This is a genomic window from Streptomyces sp. TLI_053, from assembly GCF_900105395.1.
Lineage (GTDB): Bacteria > Actinomycetota > Actinomycetes > Streptomycetales > Streptomycetaceae > Kitasatospora.
The window spans coordinates 4,319,007-4,336,433 of the sequence record NZ_LT629775.1 but is presented as its reverse complement, the minus strand read 5'-3'; the positions used below and the strand labels follow the sequence as shown (position 1 = coordinate 4,336,433).

At 74.3% G+C, this 17,427-nt stretch carries 14 protein-coding genes and 1 tRNA gene; 12 read left to right on the top strand and 3 right to left on the bottom strand.

The genetic code is table 11. The features are described from left to right. Positions 1–36 precede the first annotated feature (36 nt). The 8 genes from BLU95_RS17310 (at position 37) to BLU95_RS17275 (ending at position 6,551) form a co-directional block, all read left to right on the top strand. A complete protein-coding gene (locus BLU95_RS17310) occupies positions 37–846 on the top strand; it encodes a GGDEF domain-containing protein (RefSeq protein ID WP_093860816.1) in 810 nt (269 codons plus the stop codon). Between the two features lie 162 nt (positions 847–1,008). After that, a complete protein-coding gene (gene galU / locus BLU95_RS17305; protein ID WP_093860815.1) occupies positions 1,009–1,929 on the top strand; it encodes a UTP--glucose-1-phosphate uridylyltransferase GalU in 921 nt (306 codons plus the stop codon). A gap of 26 nt (positions 1,930–1,955) precedes the next feature. After that, the gene (gene glp, locus BLU95_RS17300) at positions 1,956–3,311 is read left to right on the top strand and encodes a molybdotransferase-like divisome protein Glp (RefSeq protein WP_093860814.1); all 1,356 of its coding nucleotides are present in this window, start codon (positions 1,956–1,958) and stop codon (positions 3,309–3,311) included. A gap of 120 nt (positions 3,312–3,431) precedes the next feature. After that, complete coding sequence (gene moaC / locus BLU95_RS17295; RefSeq protein ID WP_030393484.1) at positions 3,432–3,932, top strand: cyclic pyranopterin monophosphate synthase MoaC; 501 nt, start codon at positions 3,432–3,434, stop codon at positions 3,930–3,932. Beyond that, a complete protein-coding gene (locus BLU95_RS17290; RefSeq protein WP_093860813.1) occupies positions 3,929–4,432 on the top strand; it encodes a MogA/MoaB family molybdenum cofactor biosynthesis protein in 504 nt (167 codons plus the stop codon). The genes moaC and BLU95_RS17290 overlap by 4 nt, the downstream gene beginning before the upstream one ends. Before the next feature lie 14 nt (positions 4,433–4,446). After that, positions 4,447–5,055: a GNAT family N-acetyltransferase gene (locus BLU95_RS17285; RefSeq protein ID WP_093860812.1), complete on the top strand. Its 609-nt coding sequence runs from the start codon at positions 4,447–4,449 to the stop codon at positions 5,053–5,055. A gap of 151 nt (positions 5,056–5,206) precedes the next feature. Then, positions 5,207–6,319 (top strand): divisome protein SepX/GlpR, encoded by a 1,113-nt coding sequence (sepX, locus tag BLU95_RS17280; protein WP_093860811.1) that lies wholly within the window; start codon positions 5,207–5,209, stop codon positions 6,317–6,319. A 158-nt stretch (positions 6,320–6,477) separates the two neighbouring features. Then, positions 6,478–6,551, top strand: a tRNA-Ala gene (locus BLU95_RS17275). A 245-nt stretch (positions 6,552–6,796) separates the two neighbouring features. On the opposite strand, the gene BLU95_RS17270 is transcribed toward BLU95_RS17275, so the two are convergent. Both BLU95_RS17270 and BLU95_RS17265 read right to left on the bottom strand, forming a co-directional pair. Continuing rightward, positions 6,797–7,669, bottom strand: coding sequence for a peptidase (locus BLU95_RS17270; RefSeq protein ID WP_093860810.1), 873 nt, complete (start codon positions 7,667–7,669; stop codon positions 6,797–6,799). 2 nt (positions 7,670–7,671) lie between these two features. Next, the gene (locus BLU95_RS17265; protein ID WP_093860809.1) at positions 7,672–8,994 is read right to left on the bottom strand and encodes a VWA domain-containing protein; all 1,323 of its coding nucleotides are present in this window, start codon (positions 8,992–8,994) and stop codon (positions 7,672–7,674) included. A gap of 200 nt (positions 8,995–9,194) precedes the next feature. Between BLU95_RS17265 and BLU95_RS17260 the strand changes: the two genes are divergently transcribed. The 4 genes from BLU95_RS17260 to BLU95_RS17245 all read left to right on the top strand — a co-directional run bounded on the left by BLU95_RS17260 (position 9,195) and on the right by BLU95_RS17245 (position 15,434). Continuing rightward, complete coding sequence (locus tag BLU95_RS17260; RefSeq protein WP_231978610.1) at positions 9,195–10,526, top strand: FtsW/RodA/SpoVE family cell cycle protein; 1,332 nt, start codon at positions 9,195–9,197, stop codon at positions 10,524–10,526. Positions 10,527–10,627: 101 nt separating this feature from the next. After that, complete coding sequence (locus BLU95_RS17255) at positions 10,628–12,082, top strand: penicillin-binding transpeptidase domain-containing protein (protein WP_400752853.1); 1,455 nt, start codon at positions 10,628–10,630, stop codon at positions 12,080–12,082. Positions 12,083–12,334: 252 nt separating this feature from the next. Next, positions 12,335–13,822, top strand: a complete 1,488-nt coding sequence (locus BLU95_RS17250; protein ID WP_197698767.1) for an amino acid permease — start codon at positions 12,335–12,337, stop codon at positions 13,820–13,822. A gap of 199 nt (positions 13,823–14,021) precedes the next feature. Further along, complete coding sequence (locus BLU95_RS17245; RefSeq protein ID WP_093860807.1) at positions 14,022–15,434, top strand: glycosyltransferase 87 family protein; 1,413 nt, start codon at positions 14,022–14,024, stop codon at positions 15,432–15,434. A gap of 37 nt (positions 15,435–15,471) precedes the next feature. Here the strand turns inward: BLU95_RS17245 and BLU95_RS17240 are convergent, their stop codons facing one another. Beyond that, complete coding sequence (locus BLU95_RS17240) at positions 15,472–17,244, bottom strand: penicillin-binding transpeptidase domain-containing protein (RefSeq protein WP_093860806.1); 1,773 nt, start codon at positions 17,242–17,244, stop codon at positions 15,472–15,474. Positions 17,245–17,427: the final 183 nt, after the last annotated feature.

Sequence of the window (17,427 nt, the reverse complement as noted above, 5' to 3'; positions counted from 1 at the left end):
GCCGCCCAGAGCCTGACACGCGGAAGGCAGCCCACGATGTCCACCCCGCTGCTGGTCCAGGCCCTGGCCGTGCTGAGCGCCCCCGCGCTGGCCGGCGCCGCCGTCCTCGGCGTCCGGCTGCGGCGCGGCGCGGCGCGCGCGGCCCGGCGCGAGACCGGGCTGCGCGAGCGCGTCGCCGAACTGGAGGAGCGCAACGCCGAACTGGAGCGCACCGCCTCCTGCGACCCGGTCACCGGCGTCTGGAACTACCGGCACCTCCAGCTCACCCTGGACCGGGAGATCGACCGGGCCCGCCGGGCCGAGCAGCACGAGCCGCAGGACGGGCCGCGTCCGCTGGCCGTGCTGCTGCTGGAGATCAACGGCTTCGACGCGGTGGTCGCCGAGCACGGCCGGACCCGGGCCGGGACGGTGCTGCGCGACCTCGCCCAGCGGCTCGGCATGGAGATCCGCCGCTCCGACACCCTGGGGCGGTACAGCGGCGAGGAGTTCCTGGTGGTGCTGCCGGACACCGGGGCCGAGGGCGCGGCCCAGGTCGCCGACCGCCTGGTCTGGTCGGTCCGCCGCCACCTGCTGCTGGACTGGTCCTCCGGCGAGCGGGCGGACCGCCGCCCGCACGGCAACGGCCTCACCGCCGCGATCGGCCTGGCGGTGCTCCCGGAGGACGGCACCCACGCCGCCGTCCTGCTGCGGTCCGCCGACCGGGCACTCGCCGCCGCCCGCGCCGCGGGCGGCGACTGCTGGCGCCCGGCCGCCCCGGTGGCCCTTTCGGGAAACGTTCCGGTGACCGGGGCGGCGGTCGTTTCCCCGCAGCCGGACGGAGTCTTCGCAGCCGAACGTGACCGTTAGGAAAAGCCGGGTAATCTGTCGCCCTGTGTCGGAGGGGACCCCCTCACCCCGCCCGGCACGTCCCCCTTGCCTGCCATCGCGGCCGGGTCCGGCGACGTGCTGCCCAAGCATCGGTCAACTGCGCCCGGTCAGGCGAAATACGTGCCTTAGTAAGGTAAACGCATGACGACGACCAACTCCCGTATCCCGGTCACCAAGGCAGTGGTCCCCGCGGCCGGTCTGGGTACCCGATTCCTGCCGGCCACCAAGGCCACTCCGAAGGAGATGCTGCCCGTCGTCGACAAGCCGGCGATCCAGTACGTCGTCGAGGAGGCGGCCTCCGCGGGCCTGTCCGACATACTGATGGTCACCGGCCGCAACAAGCGCGCCCTCGAGGACCACTTCGACCGCGCCTACGAGCTCGAGGAGCTGCTCGCCCGCAAGGGCGACCAGGACCGCCTCCGCCGGGTCCGCGAGTCCGTCGAGCTCGCCAACATGCACTACGTCCGCCAGGGCGACCCCAAGGGCCTCGGCCACGCCGTCTCGGTCGCCGAGCAGCACGTCGCCGGCCAGCCCTTCGCCGTCCTCCTCGGTGACGACCTGATCGACCCGCGCGACCCGCTGCTGTCCCGCATGATCGAGGTCCAGCAGGAGCTCGGCGGCTCGGTCGTCGCGCTGATGGAGGTCGACGCCTCCCAGATCCACCTGTACGGCTGCGCCGCCGTCAAGCCGAGCACCTTCGGCGAGGACGTCTTCCAGGTGACCGACCTGGTCGAGAAGCCGGAGACGGCCGAGGCCCCGTCGAACTACGCCGTCATCGGCCGGTACGTGCTCGACCCGTCCGTCTTCGACGTGCTGCGGGACACCCCGCCCGGCCGCGGCGGCGAGATCCAGCTCACCGACGCCCTTCGTGAACTGACCACCCGCCCGTCCGACACCGGCGGCCAGGTCCACGGCGTGCTGTTCAAGGGCCGCCGCTACGACACCGGCGACCGCTCGGACTACCTGCGCGCTATCGTCCGTCTCGCCTCGGAGCGCGAGGACCTCGGGCCGGAGTTCCGCACCTGGCTGCGCGAGTTCGTCGCCTCCGAGCTGCAGGACTGACACACCGACAGAGAGCGAGCGCGCCCATGACCGGGTCCACGGAGAGCGGTACCACCCCCGCAGCCTGCTGCGACGACTCCGCGGACCCGGCTCCGGCCGCCCGCCCCGGTGCCCGTCCGGACGGTCCGTGGACCGTGGACGAGCACCTCGCGGACGTCCTGGCCGCCGTCGGCCCGCTCCCCGCCATCGAGCTCCAGCTGCTCGACGCGCAGGGCTGCCGGCTGGCCGAGGACGTCGTCGCCGAGGGCGATCTGCCGCCCTTCGACAACAGCTCGATGGACGGCTACGCCCTGCGCACGCCCGACACCGTCGGCGCGGGCACCGCGTACCCCTCGGTGCTGACCGTGGTCGGCGACATCGCCGCCGGTGCCGGCGAACTCCCCGCGGTGGGCCCCGGCCAGGCCGCCCGGATCATGACCGGCGCCCCCGTCCCGCCCGGCGCCGGGGCCGTCGCCCCGGTCGAGTGGACCGACGGCGGCACCGGTTCCGGCCGCCCCGCCGACGCGATGGCCGCCGCGGTCGAGGGCGAGGAGGTCCGGGTGCTGCGCCCGGTCGCCGAGGGCGCCCACATCCGCCGCCGCGGCAGCGACGTCGCCGCCGGCAGCCGGGTGCTGACCGCCGGCACCCGGCTCGGACCCGCCCAGCTCGGCCTGCTCGCCGCGATCGGCCGGGCCACCGTCACTGTCCGCCCGCGCCCGCGGGTCGTGGTGCTGTCCACCGGCAGCGAGCTGGTCCAGCCCGGCGAGCCGGTCGGCCCCGGGCAGATCTCCGAGTCCAACAGCTTCACCCTCACCGCGGCCGCCCGTGACGCCGGCGCGATCGCCTACCGGGTCGGCGGCGTCCCCGACGACGCGGCCAGGCTGCGCGCCGTGCTGGAGGACCAGCTCGGCCGGGCCGACCTGATCGTCACCAGCGGCGGCGTCAGCGTCGGCGCCTACGACGTGGTCAAGGAGGTCTTCGCCGAGTACGGCGGGGTGGACTTCCGGCGGCTGCGGATGCAGCCCGGCAAGCCGCAGGGCTTCGGCCGGATCGGGCCCGGCCCCGGGGTGCCGCTGCTGGCCCTGCCGGGCAATCCGGTCAGCGCGTACATCTCCTTCGAACTGTTCGTCCGCCCGGCGATCCGCGCGATGCTCGGCGCCGAGGACATCCACCGCCCGGTGGTCCGGGCGCACTGCCCGGTGGCGCTGCGCTCGCCCGCCGGCCGCCGGCAGTTCCTCCGCGGCCGGTACTCGGCCGCGGACGGCCTGGTGGAACCGGTCGGCGGCGCGGAGTCGCACCTGGTCGGGGCGCTGGCCCGGGCGGACTGCCTGATCACCGTTCCCGAGGACGTCACCGAGCTGCCCGCGGGCAGCGAGGTCGACGTGGTGCTGCTCGGCGGCTGAGCACGGCCGAACTCCCCGCCGCGGCGGGGCCGTCCCACCGATGCGGCCCCTCCCGCGCCGGGACCGGGACGGGGGGTACGGTAGCGCGGTATTCGACCTGCGCGCCCCCTGGAGCCACCCGTGACCGCCTCACCCCCCGGCGACCGCCTCACCCATGTCGACGAGCAGGGCGCGGCCCGGATGGTCGACGTCTCCGCGAAGGACGTGACCGCCCGGACCGCCGTCGCGGCGGGCCGGGTCCGGGTGTCCCCGCGGGTGGTCGAGCTGCTGCGCGGCGAGGGGGTGCCCAAGGGCGACGCGCTGGCCGTGGCCAGGATCGCCGGGATCATGGGCGCCAAGCGGACGCCCGAGCTGATCCCGCTCTGCCACCCGATCGCGCTCTCCGGGGTGAAGGTCGAGCTGACCGTCGCCGACGACGCGGTGGAGATCACCGCGACCGTCAGGACCACCGACCGGACCGGCGTCGAGATGGAGGCGCTGACCGCCGTCGCGGTGGCCGGCCTCACCGTGATCGACATGGTCAAGGCCGTCGACAAGGGCGCCGCGGTGGAGTCCGTCCGGGTGCTGAGCAAGACCGGCGGCAAGAGCGGTGACTGGACCGCCCCGGAGGGGGAGGAATGAGAGCCCTCGCGGTCACCGTCTCCAACCGCGCCTCCGCCGGCGTCTACGCCGACCGGGGCGGCCCGCTGCTGGTCGAGGGTCTGCGGGCGATGGGCTTCACGGTCGACGGCCCCCGGGTCGTCCCGGACGGCGAACCGGTCGAGGCGGTGCTGCGGGAGGCCGTGGCGGCCGGCTACGACGTGGTGCTGACCACCGGCGGCACCGGCATCTCGCCGAACGACCTCACCCCCGAGATGACCGCCCGGGTGCTCGACCGGGAGATCCCCGGCATCCCCGAGGCGATCCGGGCGTACGGACGGGACACGGTGCCCACCGCCGCGCTCTCCCGGGGGCTGGCCGGCCTCGCCGGACGTACCCTGGTCGTCAATCTGCCGGGATCGACCGGCGGCGTCCGGGACGGCCTGGCCGTGCTGGCCCCGCTGCTCGCCCACGCCGTCGACCAGCTCGGCGGCGGGGACCACCCCCGGCCCGACACGGCAGCTTCCGGGAGCGCGCACTGAACGCCGGCTGGCCGGTGGAACTCCACGAGGGGGACGTCGTGCTGCGCCCGATCAGGGCGCGCGACCAGCGCGAGTGGCAGGAGGTCAGCCGCCGCAACCGGGACTGGCTGCGGCGCTGGGAGGCCACCGTGCCGCCCGGCCCGGCCGGTCTGGCGGCGGGCCCGCGCCCGACCTTCCGGCAGATGGTCCGCTATCTGCGGGCCGAGGCCTCGGCGGGGCGGATGCTGCCCTTCGTGGTGCTGTACCGGGGCCGGCTGGTCGGCCAGTTGACCGTCGGCGGAATCACCTGGGGGTCGATGTGCTCGGCCAATGTCGGGTACTGGATCGACGAGGCGGTGGCCGGGCGGGGCATCATGCCGACCGCGGTCGCGCTCTCGGTGGACCACTGTTTCCGCACTCTCGGCCTGCACCGGATCGAGGTGTGCATCCGGCCGGAGAACGGACCGAGCCGGCGGGTGGTGGAAAAGCTCGGCTTCCGTTCGGAGGGAATGCGGCCGCGCTATCTGCACATCGACGGCGACTGGCGGGACCACCTGGTGTTCGCGCTCGCCGCCGAGGAGGTCCCGGAGGGGATGCTGGAACGCTGGCGTTCCCTCAGCTCGGGCCGTCGGCCGCATAATTGAATGTATGTTCGAATGGAAATATCGATATGGCATCGGCGCGACGACGGACGGGCACAAATACCGGCAAAATAGTCGGAGAATCAGCTTGATCACACGACACGCCGTGCCAAATTGCTACCGGCCCCTCCTGCACGCCCGTACGGTGTGAATCGTGAGCAGTAGCGGCCTTATCTACGCCGTCATCGTAGGGGCCTGGGCCGCCTATCTGGTGCCGATGTGGCTCCGCAGGCAGGACGAGCTCAACGAGGCGCGCCCGACGGAACGCTTCAGCACCGCCATCCGCCTGCTGGCCGGGCGTTCGGCGCTGGAGCGGCGGGCGTCCCGGGCCCTGGGTGACGAACCGCGTGACGACGAGCAGAGCATGGACGGCCCCCCCGAGCGGGACGCGGCCGCCCCCGGCGACCCCGTGAACGCCCCGGACGCCCCAGGCGTCCCCGGCGTCCCCGACGGACGGACGCAGGAACCCGCGCCCGGCCGGCCGGCGGAACGCGACCGGGCCGAGCCGAGGCCCGCGCCCCAGGGCGGCGGCCCCGAGCGCCGGGCCCGGCTGCTGGCGCGTCGGCGCCGGATGGTCACCGTGCTGTTCCTGGCCTTCGCGCTGGGAGCGGTGGTCGCGGCCGTGGCCGGTCTGGCCTTCCTGTGGGTCCCCGCGGTCCCGGCCGCGCTGCTGACCCTCTACATCGGGCACCTGCGACGCCTGGAGCGCCAGCGGTACGCGGTCAAGCTGGACCGCACCCGCGCGGCCCAGGCCGCCGAGCGGCTGCGCAAGCGCGAGCAGCAGCGCGTCGAGGCCGGCCGCGCGGCCGCCGCCCCGGTGCCGGCCCCGGCGGCCGAGCCGGAGCGGCGCACGCCCGCCCCCGGCCGCGCGCGCCCGCACCTGAGGCTCGCCACCGAGGCGGACGCCGTACGGGCGGCCTCCGGGGGCGCTCCCGCGGCGGGCCCTGCCGGGGCCTCCGCCGCGACCTCGGCCGGGGGCTCCGCGGCTTCGGCCTCGGCCGTCGCGGAGGTCACCGAGCACGAGGAGTGGGTCGACGGCATGCGGGAGCGGGGCGCCGCAGGCCCGGACTCCTGGGAGCCGGTGCCCGTTCCGCTGCCGACGTACGTGACCGCGCCGGTGGCCCCCCGGGTCAACCGGGGGCTCGACCTGTCGGCGCCGGGCACCTGGACCGCCGGCCGCCCGGTCGAGTCCCGGAACACCCCGCTCTTCGACCAGTACGCCGAGCCGTCCGGGCCGGAGCCGCGGCCCCGCGCCGCCAACGAGTAGGACGCGCGGTCCGCGACCGCCCGCGAAGAGGCCCCCGCCGCCGGGGGCCTCTTCGCGTTCCGCCGCCCGTTCCGCCCCCGCTCCCGTCCCGCCGCGGGGGCGTCACCAGGAGGGTGGTCACGGACCACCTCGGAGAGGTGCTAAAGTTTCTTCTTGTTGGGGCTGTGGCGCAGTCCGGTAGCGCACCTCGTTCGCATCGAGGGGGTCAGGGGTTCGAATCCCCTCAGCTCCACCCAACGGAAGTCCCGCCCGATCGGAAGATCGGGCGGGACTTCTGCGTTGTGGGGGCGGACCGGCCGACGGGGGGTCAGCCGGGCCGACGGGGCGGGCTTCCGGCGGGCTGTGAGACGGATCACGTGCGGAGCGGCGCGGGGCCGGACCGACGCAGTGCAGGACCGGGGCGGCCGGGAAGCGGTGAGGGCCGGACCGGAGAGGTCTCCGGTCCGGCCCTCGGGGTCCGGGTGGGTCAGGAGCGGGTCAGGACTGGCCTGAGCCCGCGTACGGGCCCGGCTGCGGGGCGCCGGACTGCGGCGGCACCGAGCCGTAGCGGGCCGGCCGGCGGCCGCGCGGGTGGCGGGTCAGGGTGTAGCCGGCGACGCCTGCCAGGGCGGCCAGCACGCCGCCCGCCAGGGTCCAGAACCAGCGGCTGTTCCAGCCGGAGAACCAGCCGGTGTACCAGTGCTCCTCGGGCTCCTCGGGGGCCGCCGCCTTGGCCGTCGCGGCACCGCCGCCGGCCGGCGGGACCAGCGGGGCCTTCAGCTCGCCGCCCTCCGGCTGGGCGTTGTCCTCGTCGCCCTTGGCCGTCACCCGCAGCTGCACGGACGCGGCCAGGCCGAGGTCGGGCTGCGGGGCGTCGGCGACCGAGAGCCGGACGTAGTAGGTGCCGGGCAGCGGATCGCCGGACCACGGCTCGGCCCAGGAGCGGACCTCGCGCAGGGTGCAGCTGAGCGCCAGCGAGCCGGCGGCCTGCTCGGCGGTCGCGTTCTGGGTGCCGTCGGTGCAGGACTGGCGGCGGCGCAGCCCGTCGAACACCTCGACGTTCCAGGTCTGCGGCCCGTGCCGGTCGGCGGACGGGGCCAGGGCGACCGTGAGGTCCACCTTCGCGGTCCGGCCCTCGGCGGCGCCGAAGGCCCAGTACAGGTAGTCGCCGGTGGAGATGTCCACCTTGGCGTCCTGACCGGGTGCCAGATTGACGGCGGTCAGGAAGGAGGTGCCGGCCTTGTTGGCCGGGGCCGGGGTGCCGCTCGCGCTCGGCGAGGGCGAGGCGGCCGTGGCGGCCGGGGCCGCGAGCAGCAGCGCCGGGAGCGCGGTCAGGGCGGCCGCGGCGGTGCGGAGGAAGGTCGTACGCATGGTCAGTTCTCCTGCCAGACAGCGATCCGCCAGCGCGCGATCCAGCCGAACAGCAGGCCGGTCAGCAGGCCGGCCAGGGTGAGCACCAGCAGCAGGATCCAGCCGCGGCCCAGGCCCATCGCCGGACCGTCCGGGGCGGGGGAGGCGGCGGTCAGGTCGACCGTCAGCTCCAGCGGCAGGCCGGGGTCGGCCGCGGCGCCGGCCTGCGGGGCCAGCGAGTTGGAGACGACCAGGCAGACATTGGTCTCCGGCTTGCCGCTCGGCGAGGCGGAGGCGGTGGCGGAGGCGGTGGCGTAGCCCTTGGAGGCGTCGGCCGACCAGCGCAGGCCGGTGGAGACCACGTCGGTGCGGCTGCTGCCCGCGTCGGTGCCGCGGACCAGCTCCTGGCCGGTGGTGCTGGTGGCCTGGAGCAGGACTCCGTAGTCGCGGGCCACCGGGCGGTCCAGGGCGACGCTGACCGAGGCGCGCAGCTCCTGGCCGGCCTTGACCGGGACGCGGTAGACGCGGTGCTCGGAGAACTTCTCGCGGTCGCTGTAGACGCCCGGGGTGAGGACCGGCGCGGACTCGCACTTGTCGGTGCCGGCGGTCTTGACCGGGGTGACCGTGTAGGTGTCGTTGGAGCGGTCGACCAGCTGCTTCACCTTCTCGGTGAGCTGCTCCTGGGTGCGCACGTCGGTGTAGGTGCCGCCGGTGGCGTTGGCGATGCAGAGCAGCTGCTGGCGGGTCTTGTCGTCGTGGGCCAGGCCCAGGGTGTCGACCACCAGGTGGATGCCCTGGGAGGCGAGTTCGCGGGCGACGTCGCAGGGGTCGGGCGGGGTGCAGGTGTCCTCGCCGTCGGTGATCAGCACCACCCGGCGGGTGGTCTCGCCCTTGCCGAGGTCCTGGGCGGCGCCGCGCAGGGCCAGGCCGATCGGGGTGAAGCCGGTGGGCCGCAGGGTCGCGACGGCGGTCTTGGCCTCGGTCTTGTCGGTCTTCCCGACCGGGAAGAGCTGCTTGCTGTCCAGGCAGCCCTGGGCCTTGTCGGTGCCGGGGTAGTTGGCGCCCAGGGTGCGGATGCCGAACTCGGTCTCCGCGGGCAGGGCGTCGATGACGTCGCTCAGGGACTGCTGGGCCACCGAGATGCGGGTCTTGCCCTGGATGTCCGCCTCGCGCATGGAGCCGCTGACGTCCAGTACGAGATCGACCCGTGGGGCCTCCTTGCCGGCTTGGCCGGCTGATGGTTCGTCGGCATGGGCGGGCAGGCCGCTGAGCAGCGCCCCGCCCGTTATCGCCAGGGCGGCCAGCAGGCTGCCGAGCCTGGCCTTCGGTCGTCGTCCGGTAATCACCCGTCGATCCTAGGGACCATCAGTTCGCCGTGGCCAACGCGCGACAGGGCCGGACACACCGGGTGAACCGGGCGGAATACCCGCACAGTCCTCGTTAGGGTGGCGAAGGTGATGGGGGTGCCGCCCGTCCTCCCCGGTGGCCGTTCCGGCGGCGCCCGCAGCCCCGACTCCCAGGACGGTCCGTGGCGACACCCTCCGCCGTGACGAGAACCGCAGGCCGGCCGCGCCGTACCGTGCCGACCCGGCGCAACACCGAGCTCGCGCTGGTCCTCGCGGCGGTGCTGACGGCCGTGCTCGGCTACGTCCAGGTGGGCCTCAACCTCGACGGCGCGGTGCCGGCCGACGCCGCTGAGTACGGGGGCGCGCTGGGGGTGCTCGCGCTGCTGGCGCACGGCGCGGTCCGCCTGCGGGCGCCGTACGCGGACCCGCTGCCGCTGCCGATCGCGGTGCTGCTCAACGGTGTCGGACTGGTCGTCATCCACCGGCTGGACCGGGCCACCCCGGGCAACGCGGCGCCCACCCAGCTGCTCTGGTCCGGCCTCGGGGTGGGGCTGTTCGTCCTGGTGCTGTTCCTGGTGCGGGACCACCGACGGCTCCAGCGGTACGCGTACATCGGGGCGCTGGTGGCGCTGGTCCTGCTGGTGCTGCCGGTCTTCTTCCCGCCGGTCTACGGATCGCGGATCTGGATCACCTTCGGGCCGTTCTCCTTCCAGCCGGGCGAGTTCGCCAAGGTCCTGCTGGCGGTCTTCTTCGCCGCCTACCTGGCGGTGCACCGGGACGCGCTGGCGCTCACCGGGCGGCGGGTGCGGCGGCTGCGGCTGCCGCCCGGACGGGTGCTCGCACCGGTGCTGGCGATCTGGGCGGTCTTCGTCGGGGTGCTGGTGCTGGAGACCGACCTCGGCACCTCGCTGCTGTTCTTCGGCCTGTTCGTGGTGATGCTCTACGTGGCCACCGCACGGACCGGCTGGATCGCCATCGGGCTGTTCCTGGCGGCGATCGCGGCGGTCGGGGTCGGCCTGCTCTCGCCGCACGTGCACAGCCGGGTCGCGGACTGGCTGGACCCGCTCGGCTCGATCGCGGCCGGGCACGGGGCCAACCAGATCGCCCAGTCCCTGTTCGCCTTCGCCTGGGGCGGCGAGCTGGGCGCCGGGCTGGGGGCCGGGCACTCGGTGCTGATCGGCTTCGCCGCGAAGTCCGACTTCGTCCTGGCCACCATCGGGGAGGAGCTGGGGCTGACCGGGCTGGTGGCGGTGTTCCTGCTGTACGCGCTGCTGGTGTCGCGCGGGTTCCGGACCGGGATCGCGCTGCGCGACCCGTTCGGGCGGCTGCTGGCGATCGGGCTGGCGGCGCTGGTCGGGCTGCAGGTCTTCGTGGTGGCGGGCGGGGTGCTGGCGCTGATCCCGCTGACCGGGATGACGCTGCCGTTCGTCGCCCAGGGCGGGTCCTCCGTGGTCACCAACTGGGTGATCGTCGCGCTGCTGGTACGGATGAGCGACATCGCCCGACGGCCCGCCCCGGGGGAGGGGCGGTGAGCGGGCTCGGGGACGGGACCGGGAGCGGGCGCCGCGGGGCCGGTGGCGGGGGCGGTGCCCGACGGCCGGGCGGCGGGCCGCAGGGGCTGCCGGGGATCTCGGTGACCGGGCGCCGGGCCGGCACCTTCTGTCTGCTGCTGATCGTCGCGCTGTGCGTCCAGGCCACCCGGGTGCAGGTGTTCCGCGCCGACGAGCTGAACCACAACAGCGCCAACCAGCGACTCGTCCTCGAGCGGTACTCCCAGCCGCGCGGCGACATCCGGGTCGGGGCCGACAGCGTCACCGGCTCCGAGCCGACCGGCGGCCGGTACGACTACAGGCGCACCTACACCGACGGGCCGCTGTACGCGGCGGTCACCGGCTACTCCTCGCAGACCTACGGCAACAGCCAGCTGGAGGGCACCGAGGACGCGCTGCTCTCGGGCACCGACCCGGGGCTGGCGAGCTGGGCGGTGTGGGACGCGGTGGCCCGGCGGCAGAACCCCGGCGGGGACGTCCGCACCACGGTCGACCGGGCCGTCCAGGAGGCGGCGGTGCGCGGGCTCGGCCGGCAGAAGGGCGCGGTCGCGGCGGTCGAGCCGGCCACCGGGCGGATCCTGGCGCTGGCCTCCACCCCGTCCTACGACCCGGGGAGCTTCGGCGGCACCTCGGCCGAGGACCGGGAGGCCTGGAGCCGGCTCCGGAGCGACCCCGACCAGCCGATGCTCAACCGGGCGCTGCGGCAGACCTACCCGCCCGGCTCGACCTTCAAGGTGGTGACCGCGGCGGCGGCGCTGGAGAGCGGGGTGGTCACCGATGCCGACGCGCCGACCGACACCCCGCACCCCTACCTGCTGCCGGGCACCTCGGTACCGCTGGTGAACGACTCGGCGGCCTGCGACGAACCGGGACAGTCGCTGGCCACCGCGATGGTGCTCAGCTGCAACAGCGTGCTCGGCCACCTCGGGGTCGAGGTGGGCCTGCGGCGGATGTCGGCCGCGGCCGAGGCCTTCGGCTTCAACGACGCCCGGCTCGACGTCCCGGTGCGGGCGGCCCGGTCGAACTTCGACACCCGGATGGACGACTCGCAGCTGGCGCTCTCCTCGATCGGCCAGTTCGACACCGCCGCCACCCCGCTGGTGATGGCGATGGTCGCGGCGGGCATCGCCAACAACGGCACCGTGATGCGTCCACAGCTTGTGGACAGTCTGACCGCCGCCGACGGCACGGTGGTGCGGTCGGTGCGGCCGTCCGTGTACCGGCAGGCGGTCGGCGCCGGCACCGCCGGGCAGGTGCGCCGGATGATGGTCGACGCGGTGGAGAACGGCACCGGACGGGCCGCCCGGATCGACGGCGCGGTGGTCGGCGGGAAGACCGGCACCGCCCAGCACGGGGTGGACAACACCGGGACGCCGTACGCCTGGTTCATCGCCTGGGCGGCGCCGGCCGGCTCGGCCGGGGTGCCGCCGGTGGCGGTCGCCGTGGTGGTCGCGGACAGCGACGCGACCGAGGTGACGGGCGGGGGGCTGGCGGCCCCGGTCGCACGCGCCGTGATGCAGGCGGCGCTGGCCCGATGAGTCCCTTACCGATGGCGGTGACCTGCTGCTTTATCGCCTCGTCGAGAGATCCGCCGTCTGCGAAGTGTCCGGTTTGTACATGCCGATGCGACGGTTCGTACAATGCGCGCGCCGTGACTGTTCGTTTGCGACACTGGTGCTTTCGCGCGGTACTGTCCCATCTTTGTTCGGTTGGTCCCCGATGGCACCCTTCGGTGCGTCGAGCGGCCGGCCACTAGGACACCCTCCCCCGCCTAGAAGGACACCCCCGTTTTGGCCCCGAACACGCTCGGCGCACGCCTCCTCAGGCGCAAGCCCGTCTCCACCCTGATCGCCGAGAGCGAAGGCCGTGAGGGCCCGCCCGCCGGGGCGCCCGAGGAGGGCGGCCGTTCCGGCATCCACCTGCGTCGCTCGATCGGCCTCTGGCAGCTGTCCGCGATCGGCATCGGCGCCACCATCGGCACCGGCATCTTCTTCGTGCTGAACAGCGCCGTGCCGTCGGCCGGCCCAGCCGTCATCCTCTCGTTCGTGATCGCGGCCGTCACCGCCGGCCTCACCGCGCTCTGCTACGCCGAGATGGCCTCCGCGATCCCGGTCAGCGGGTCCTCCTACTCCTACGCCTACGCCACCCTCGGCGAGGGCGTGGCCTTCGGCGTCGGCATCTGCCTGCTGATGGAGTACGGCGTCTCGGCCTCCGCGATCGCGGTCAGCTGGGCCGAGTACCTGAACAAGTTCTTCGACCTGGCGTTCGGCTTCAAGATCCCCGAGGCGATCGCCGGCGCGCCCGACGACACCCACTGGTTCAACCTGCCGGCGCTGCTGCTGGTCGCGATGGTCTGCTTCCTGCTGATCCGCGGCGTCAGCGAGTCGGTCAAGGTCAACACGGCCATGGTGGCCGTCAAGATCCTGATCCTGCTGCTGTTCATCGGGGTCGCCCTGACCGGCTTCCACTCCGGCAACCTGACCCCGTTCATGCCGCTGGGCATCGGCGGCGTCCAGGTCGCGGCCTCCAGCATCTTCTTCTCCTTCATCGGCCTGGACGCCGTGTCCACCGCCGGTGAGGAGGTCAAGAACCCCCGGCGCACCCTGCCGATGGCGATCATCATCTCGCTGGTGGTGGTCACCGTGCTCTACATCCTGGTGGCCCTGGCCGGCATCGGCGCCCAGCCCTGGCAGAAGTTCGACGGCCAGGAGGCCGGCCTCGCCCAGATCCTCCAGGACATCACCGGCCAGAGCTGGCCCGCGATCCTGTTCGCGATCGGCGCCATCGTCTCGATCTTCTCGATCACCCTGGTGGTCATCTACGGCCAGACCCGGATCCTGTACTCGATGGGCCGCGACGGCATGCTGCCCAAGCGCTTCGCCGAGCTCTCGCCGCGCACCGGCACCCCGGTCTGGAACACCATCGTGGTCGGCCTGGGCGTCGGCGTGCTCGCCGCCTTCGTCCCGCTGGCGCGGCTGGCCGACATCACCAGCCTGGGCACCCTGATCGCCTTCTCGGTGGTCTCGATCGGCGTGATCGTGCTGCGCCGCACCCAGCCCGACCTGCCGCGCGGCTTCCGGGTCCCGGGCTACCCGGTCGTCCCGCTGGCCAGCGTCGGCTTCTGCGTCTACCTGATCACCGGTCTGCACGCGGACACCTTCGCGGCGGGCGGCGTCGCCCTGGTGGTCGCGGTGGCCGTGTACTTCGGCTACAGCATCAAGCACTCCAAGCTGGAGCGGGCCGGGGAGCGGGCGGACGCCGGCTCCACGGTCGGCTGAGCGGCCGGCACGCCGTGCACGGGGCCGTCCGGGGAACAGCTCTCCCCGGGCGGCCCCGTCCGCGTCCGCACGGGCGTTCCCGCGGCTGTTCCCGGCCGTTCGCCCGCCGGTGTCCCGGCCGCGGCCCGGGCCCGTGGCGCCGGACACTCGTGCCCGCCACATGGCGACAGGGCACCACCCCCGGCCCTAACCTTCCACCATGGTGAGCACCCGCACGCCCGGCTTCTCCCGCCCGCGCGGCCGCTTCACCGGCCGGAGCACGACGCCGACGGCGCCCGTTCCGGCCGCGCCCCCGACCGGAGCCGGACGACCGCCCGGAGACCGGGGCCACCGGTCGTTCCCCCGCCAGCGCGGCGAGGAGGGCCCGCCGTCCCCGCCCGATCGGCTGAATCCGGCCCGGCTCGCCGGACACCGGGGCGTCCAACTGCTCGGCTGCCTGGTCGCGGCCGGCTGGGCGGCTGGCTTCCCGATCGTCTCCGACCTCCCCAACCAGCGTCTGTGGGGCACCCTCGCGGCCCCCGCCTACCTGCTCGCCGGGCTGTTCTGCCTGGTCCTCCCGCGCCGGGTCGCGGCCCGCGCCGCCGCCGCGGCGGCCCTGCTCGGCGCCGTCCTGGTGCCGCTGGTGGTCCTCGTGCTGCAGGGCCGCCACCAGTCCGAGGTGATGGTGGTCGAGCGCTCCGCGCGGCTGCTCTTCAGCACCGGGAGCCCCTACCTGCCGGATCCGGTGGTGGTGACCGACTACAACCCCTACCTGCCGGCGATGTCGCTGTTCGGGGTGCCGCGGGCGCTGCTCGGCGACGGCAACGCGCTCGCGCGGCTGGCCGGGGACGCCCGGATCTGGTTCGCGCTGGCCTTCGTCGCCTGTCTGCTGGCGAGCTGGCGGCTGCTGCGGCCGAACCGGGACCGTGCCCCGCTGCTGCCGCTGACCGTGCTCACCGCCTCGCCGCTGGTCGCGCTGGCGCTGGTCGGCGGCGGGGTGGACCTGCCGCTGATCGGCCTCTGCTGCCTGGCGATGGCGCTGGCCGAGCGGGACCGGACCATCGCCGCCGGACTGGTGCTGGCCCTGGCCGGGACGCTGAAGTGGACGGTCTGGCCGGCGCTGCCGGTGGCCGTCCTGCTGCTCTGGCGGCTCTACGGCCGACGGCCGGCCGCCCGGGCCGGGCTCGCCGCGCTCGGCGCGGCGTGCGCCGTGATGGTGCCCTACGTCCTGACCCGGGCCGAGGAGCTGCGCGACCAGGTGGTGCGCTTCCCGCTCGGGCTGACCGCGATCCAGACGCCGGCCGGCAGCCCGCTGCCCGGCAAGGTGCTGGCCGGCTTCGGGCCCACCGGGCACACCGCCTCGCTGGTGCTGCTGACCGTGGGCGGGCTCGGGGTGACGATCTGGCTGCTGGCCCGGCCGCCGGTCTCCGCGATCGCCGCCGCCGACCTGCTGGCCACCGGGCTGGCGATCGCCTTCATGCTGGCGCCGGCCGGGCGGTTCGGGTACCTGGCGCTGCCGGCGGTGCTGGTGATCTGGCCCCGGCTGGCGGCCCGGCGGTGGAGCGGCGCCCGGCCGCCGGTCCGGCCGGCCTGCCTGCTCAACCAGGCCGGGCCCGCCCTGCCGGTGAGGTAGGACGGGCCCGGTCCGGGGTCGGCGTGCGCCGCCCGGGTCAGCGGTTGCCAGCCGCCTTGATGATCGAGGCGACGGCGGGGCCGGCCGCGTCCACGCCGTGGCCGCCGCCCTCGACCTCGGAGGCGATCGCCAGGTTGCCCCGGTAGGCGGTGAACCAGCTGTTGGTGGTGGCGATGCCGGTCGCCTCGGCCGAGCCGGTCTTGGCGCCCGCGTTGTCGGAGATCCCGGCCATCACGTCCTTGGCGGTGCCGCCGGTGGCGGTGGCGGCCATCATCTGGCGCAGCTTGCCGGCGACGTCGGGGCCGAGGTCCCGGGGGGCCTTCTGCTGCGGCAGCTCGGCGACCAGGATCGGCTGCTTGAAGGAGCCGCTCTGCACGGTGGCCGTGATCGAGGCGATGGCCAGCGGGTTCATCTGGACCTTGCCCTGGCCGATCGACTGCATGGCCTGCTCGTCCTTGTTGGTGCCGGCGTCCGGCACCACCGCGTCGAAGCTGGGCAGACCGGTCTGCCAGTTCAGGCCGATGCCGTACACGTCCTTGGCCGTGGTGGTCAGCGCACCCGGCTTGAGGCTGGTCAGGCCCTGGTCGATGAAGGCGGTGTTGCAGGAGATCATGAAGTCCTGCTGCAGGGTGTTGTTCGGGTACGCGTCGGGGAACGAGTTCGGGATCTTCTTCGGGTTGCTGCTCAGCGTCGGGCAGGCCACCGGGGTGTCCGGGTTGACCCCGGCCTCCAGCAGGGCGGTGGAGGTGAGGATCTTCAGCGTGGAGCCCGGGGCGAGCTGGCCCTGGAAGGCCCGGTTCAGACCGGTGACCGGCGCGTTGGCGAAGGCCAGGACCTGGCCGGTGCTCGGCTCGATGGCGACGATCGAGCCCTTCTTGCCGCCCAGGTCGGTCATCGCCTTCTCGGCGGCGGCCTGCAGGGTGTTGTCGATGGTCAGCTTGAACGGCTTCGGCGGCTTCGGGTCGACGATGGTGAACAGCCGGTCCGGCACGCTGTTCGGGTCGGCCGCGTTGGTGATCACCACGCCGGTGCCGTTGTCGCTCTGGTCCTTGTTCTGGTCCGCGAGCAGCTTGGCGACCTTGGCCTGCAGGGTCGGGATCAGCGGGGTGATCGAGGGGCTGCTCAGCGGCTTGTTGTTGCGGTCCACCACGTTGCCGGCCAGCGGGGGCAGCGGCTGCACGCCGATCGACTCGCCCGGGGCCAGGTGCGGGTGGATCACCGAGGGCGCCCAGTGCACGGCCGGGGTGTTGTCGCTCATCTTCACCACGCCGAGGAAGCCGCTGTAGTCCCAGACCCGGTTGGTGCCCTCGAACTCGGCGCGGGCCTTGAAGCCCATCAGCACCCCGGTCGGGGCGGCCGGGGCGGAGGCCGACGGCGAGTCGGTGGGGAGCGGGCCGCCGGGGGTCGGCGTGGCCGGGGCGGTGGTCGGGGCCTTGGGCGCGGCGCTCGGGGAGCCGGTGGCCGCGGCGAAGGCCGCCGGGGTGGCCGGCCCGGCCGGGGCCAGGGTGAGCCCGCTCGGCTTCACCTGGTCCCGGAACGCGGTCAGCGCGGTGGTCGCGCCCGCCGGGTCGTCGGTCAGCGAGGCCGCCTTGGCGATGTCGCCGGCCGCCCACGCGTCCAGGAAGTCCTTGGTGCCCGCCGCCGCCTGCTCGGCGCTCGGGGGCTCGGCGACCACCGTGCGCGCCTTCTTGGCGGCCGGGGCGTCCTTGTCGTCGGAGCCGCCGACGAGGCTGTACGCCCCGTAGCCGCCCGCGGCGAGCACGGCGACGGCCACGCCGGTGATCAGGCCGGTCTTCGCGCCATTGCGCATGGTGATGTTCCCCCAAGGGTCAGGCGGTCGGGCCGCAGCCGGACGTGGCCGGATGCGCGTTCGGAGTCCACCCTAGGCAGCCTGACTCCGTGCCCCGGTGAAAGGACGGGGTCTTGTGACGGATCTGGTACGTGTCGCGCACCACTCCGGTACGCTCCGCCGCCCGGCACCGCCCCCGGCGCG

What these genes read in the sequence shown, in the direction of transcription:
- glp (WP_093860814.1), top strand. Translation starts at nt 1,956, where the DNA reads ATGACCGGGTCCACGGAGAGCGGTACCACCCCCGCAGCCTGCTGCGAC.
- BLU95_RS17245 (WP_093860807.1), top strand. Translation starts at nt 14,022, where the DNA reads ATGGTGAGCACCCGCACGCCCGGCTTCTCCCGCCCGCGCGGCCGCTTC.
- BLU95_RS17240 (WP_093860806.1), bottom strand. Translation starts at nt 17,244, where the DNA reads ATGCGCAATGGCGCGAAGACCGGCCTGATCACCGGCGTGGCCGTCGCC.
- BLU95_RS17290 (WP_093860813.1), top strand. Translation starts at nt 3,929, where the DNA reads ATGAGAGCCCTCGCGGTCACCGTCTCCAACCGCGCCTCCGCCGGCGTC.
- galU (WP_093860815.1), top strand. Translation starts at nt 1,009, where the DNA reads ATGACGACGACCAACTCCCGTATCCCGGTCACCAAGGCAGTGGTCCCC.
- BLU95_RS17310 (WP_093860816.1), top strand. Translation starts at nt 37, where the DNA reads ATGTCCACCCCGCTGCTGGTCCAGGCCCTGGCCGTGCTGAGCGCCCCC.
- BLU95_RS17270 (WP_093860810.1), bottom strand. Translation starts at nt 7,669, where the DNA reads ATGCGTACGACCTTCCTCCGCACCGCCGCGGCCGCCCTGACCGCGCTC.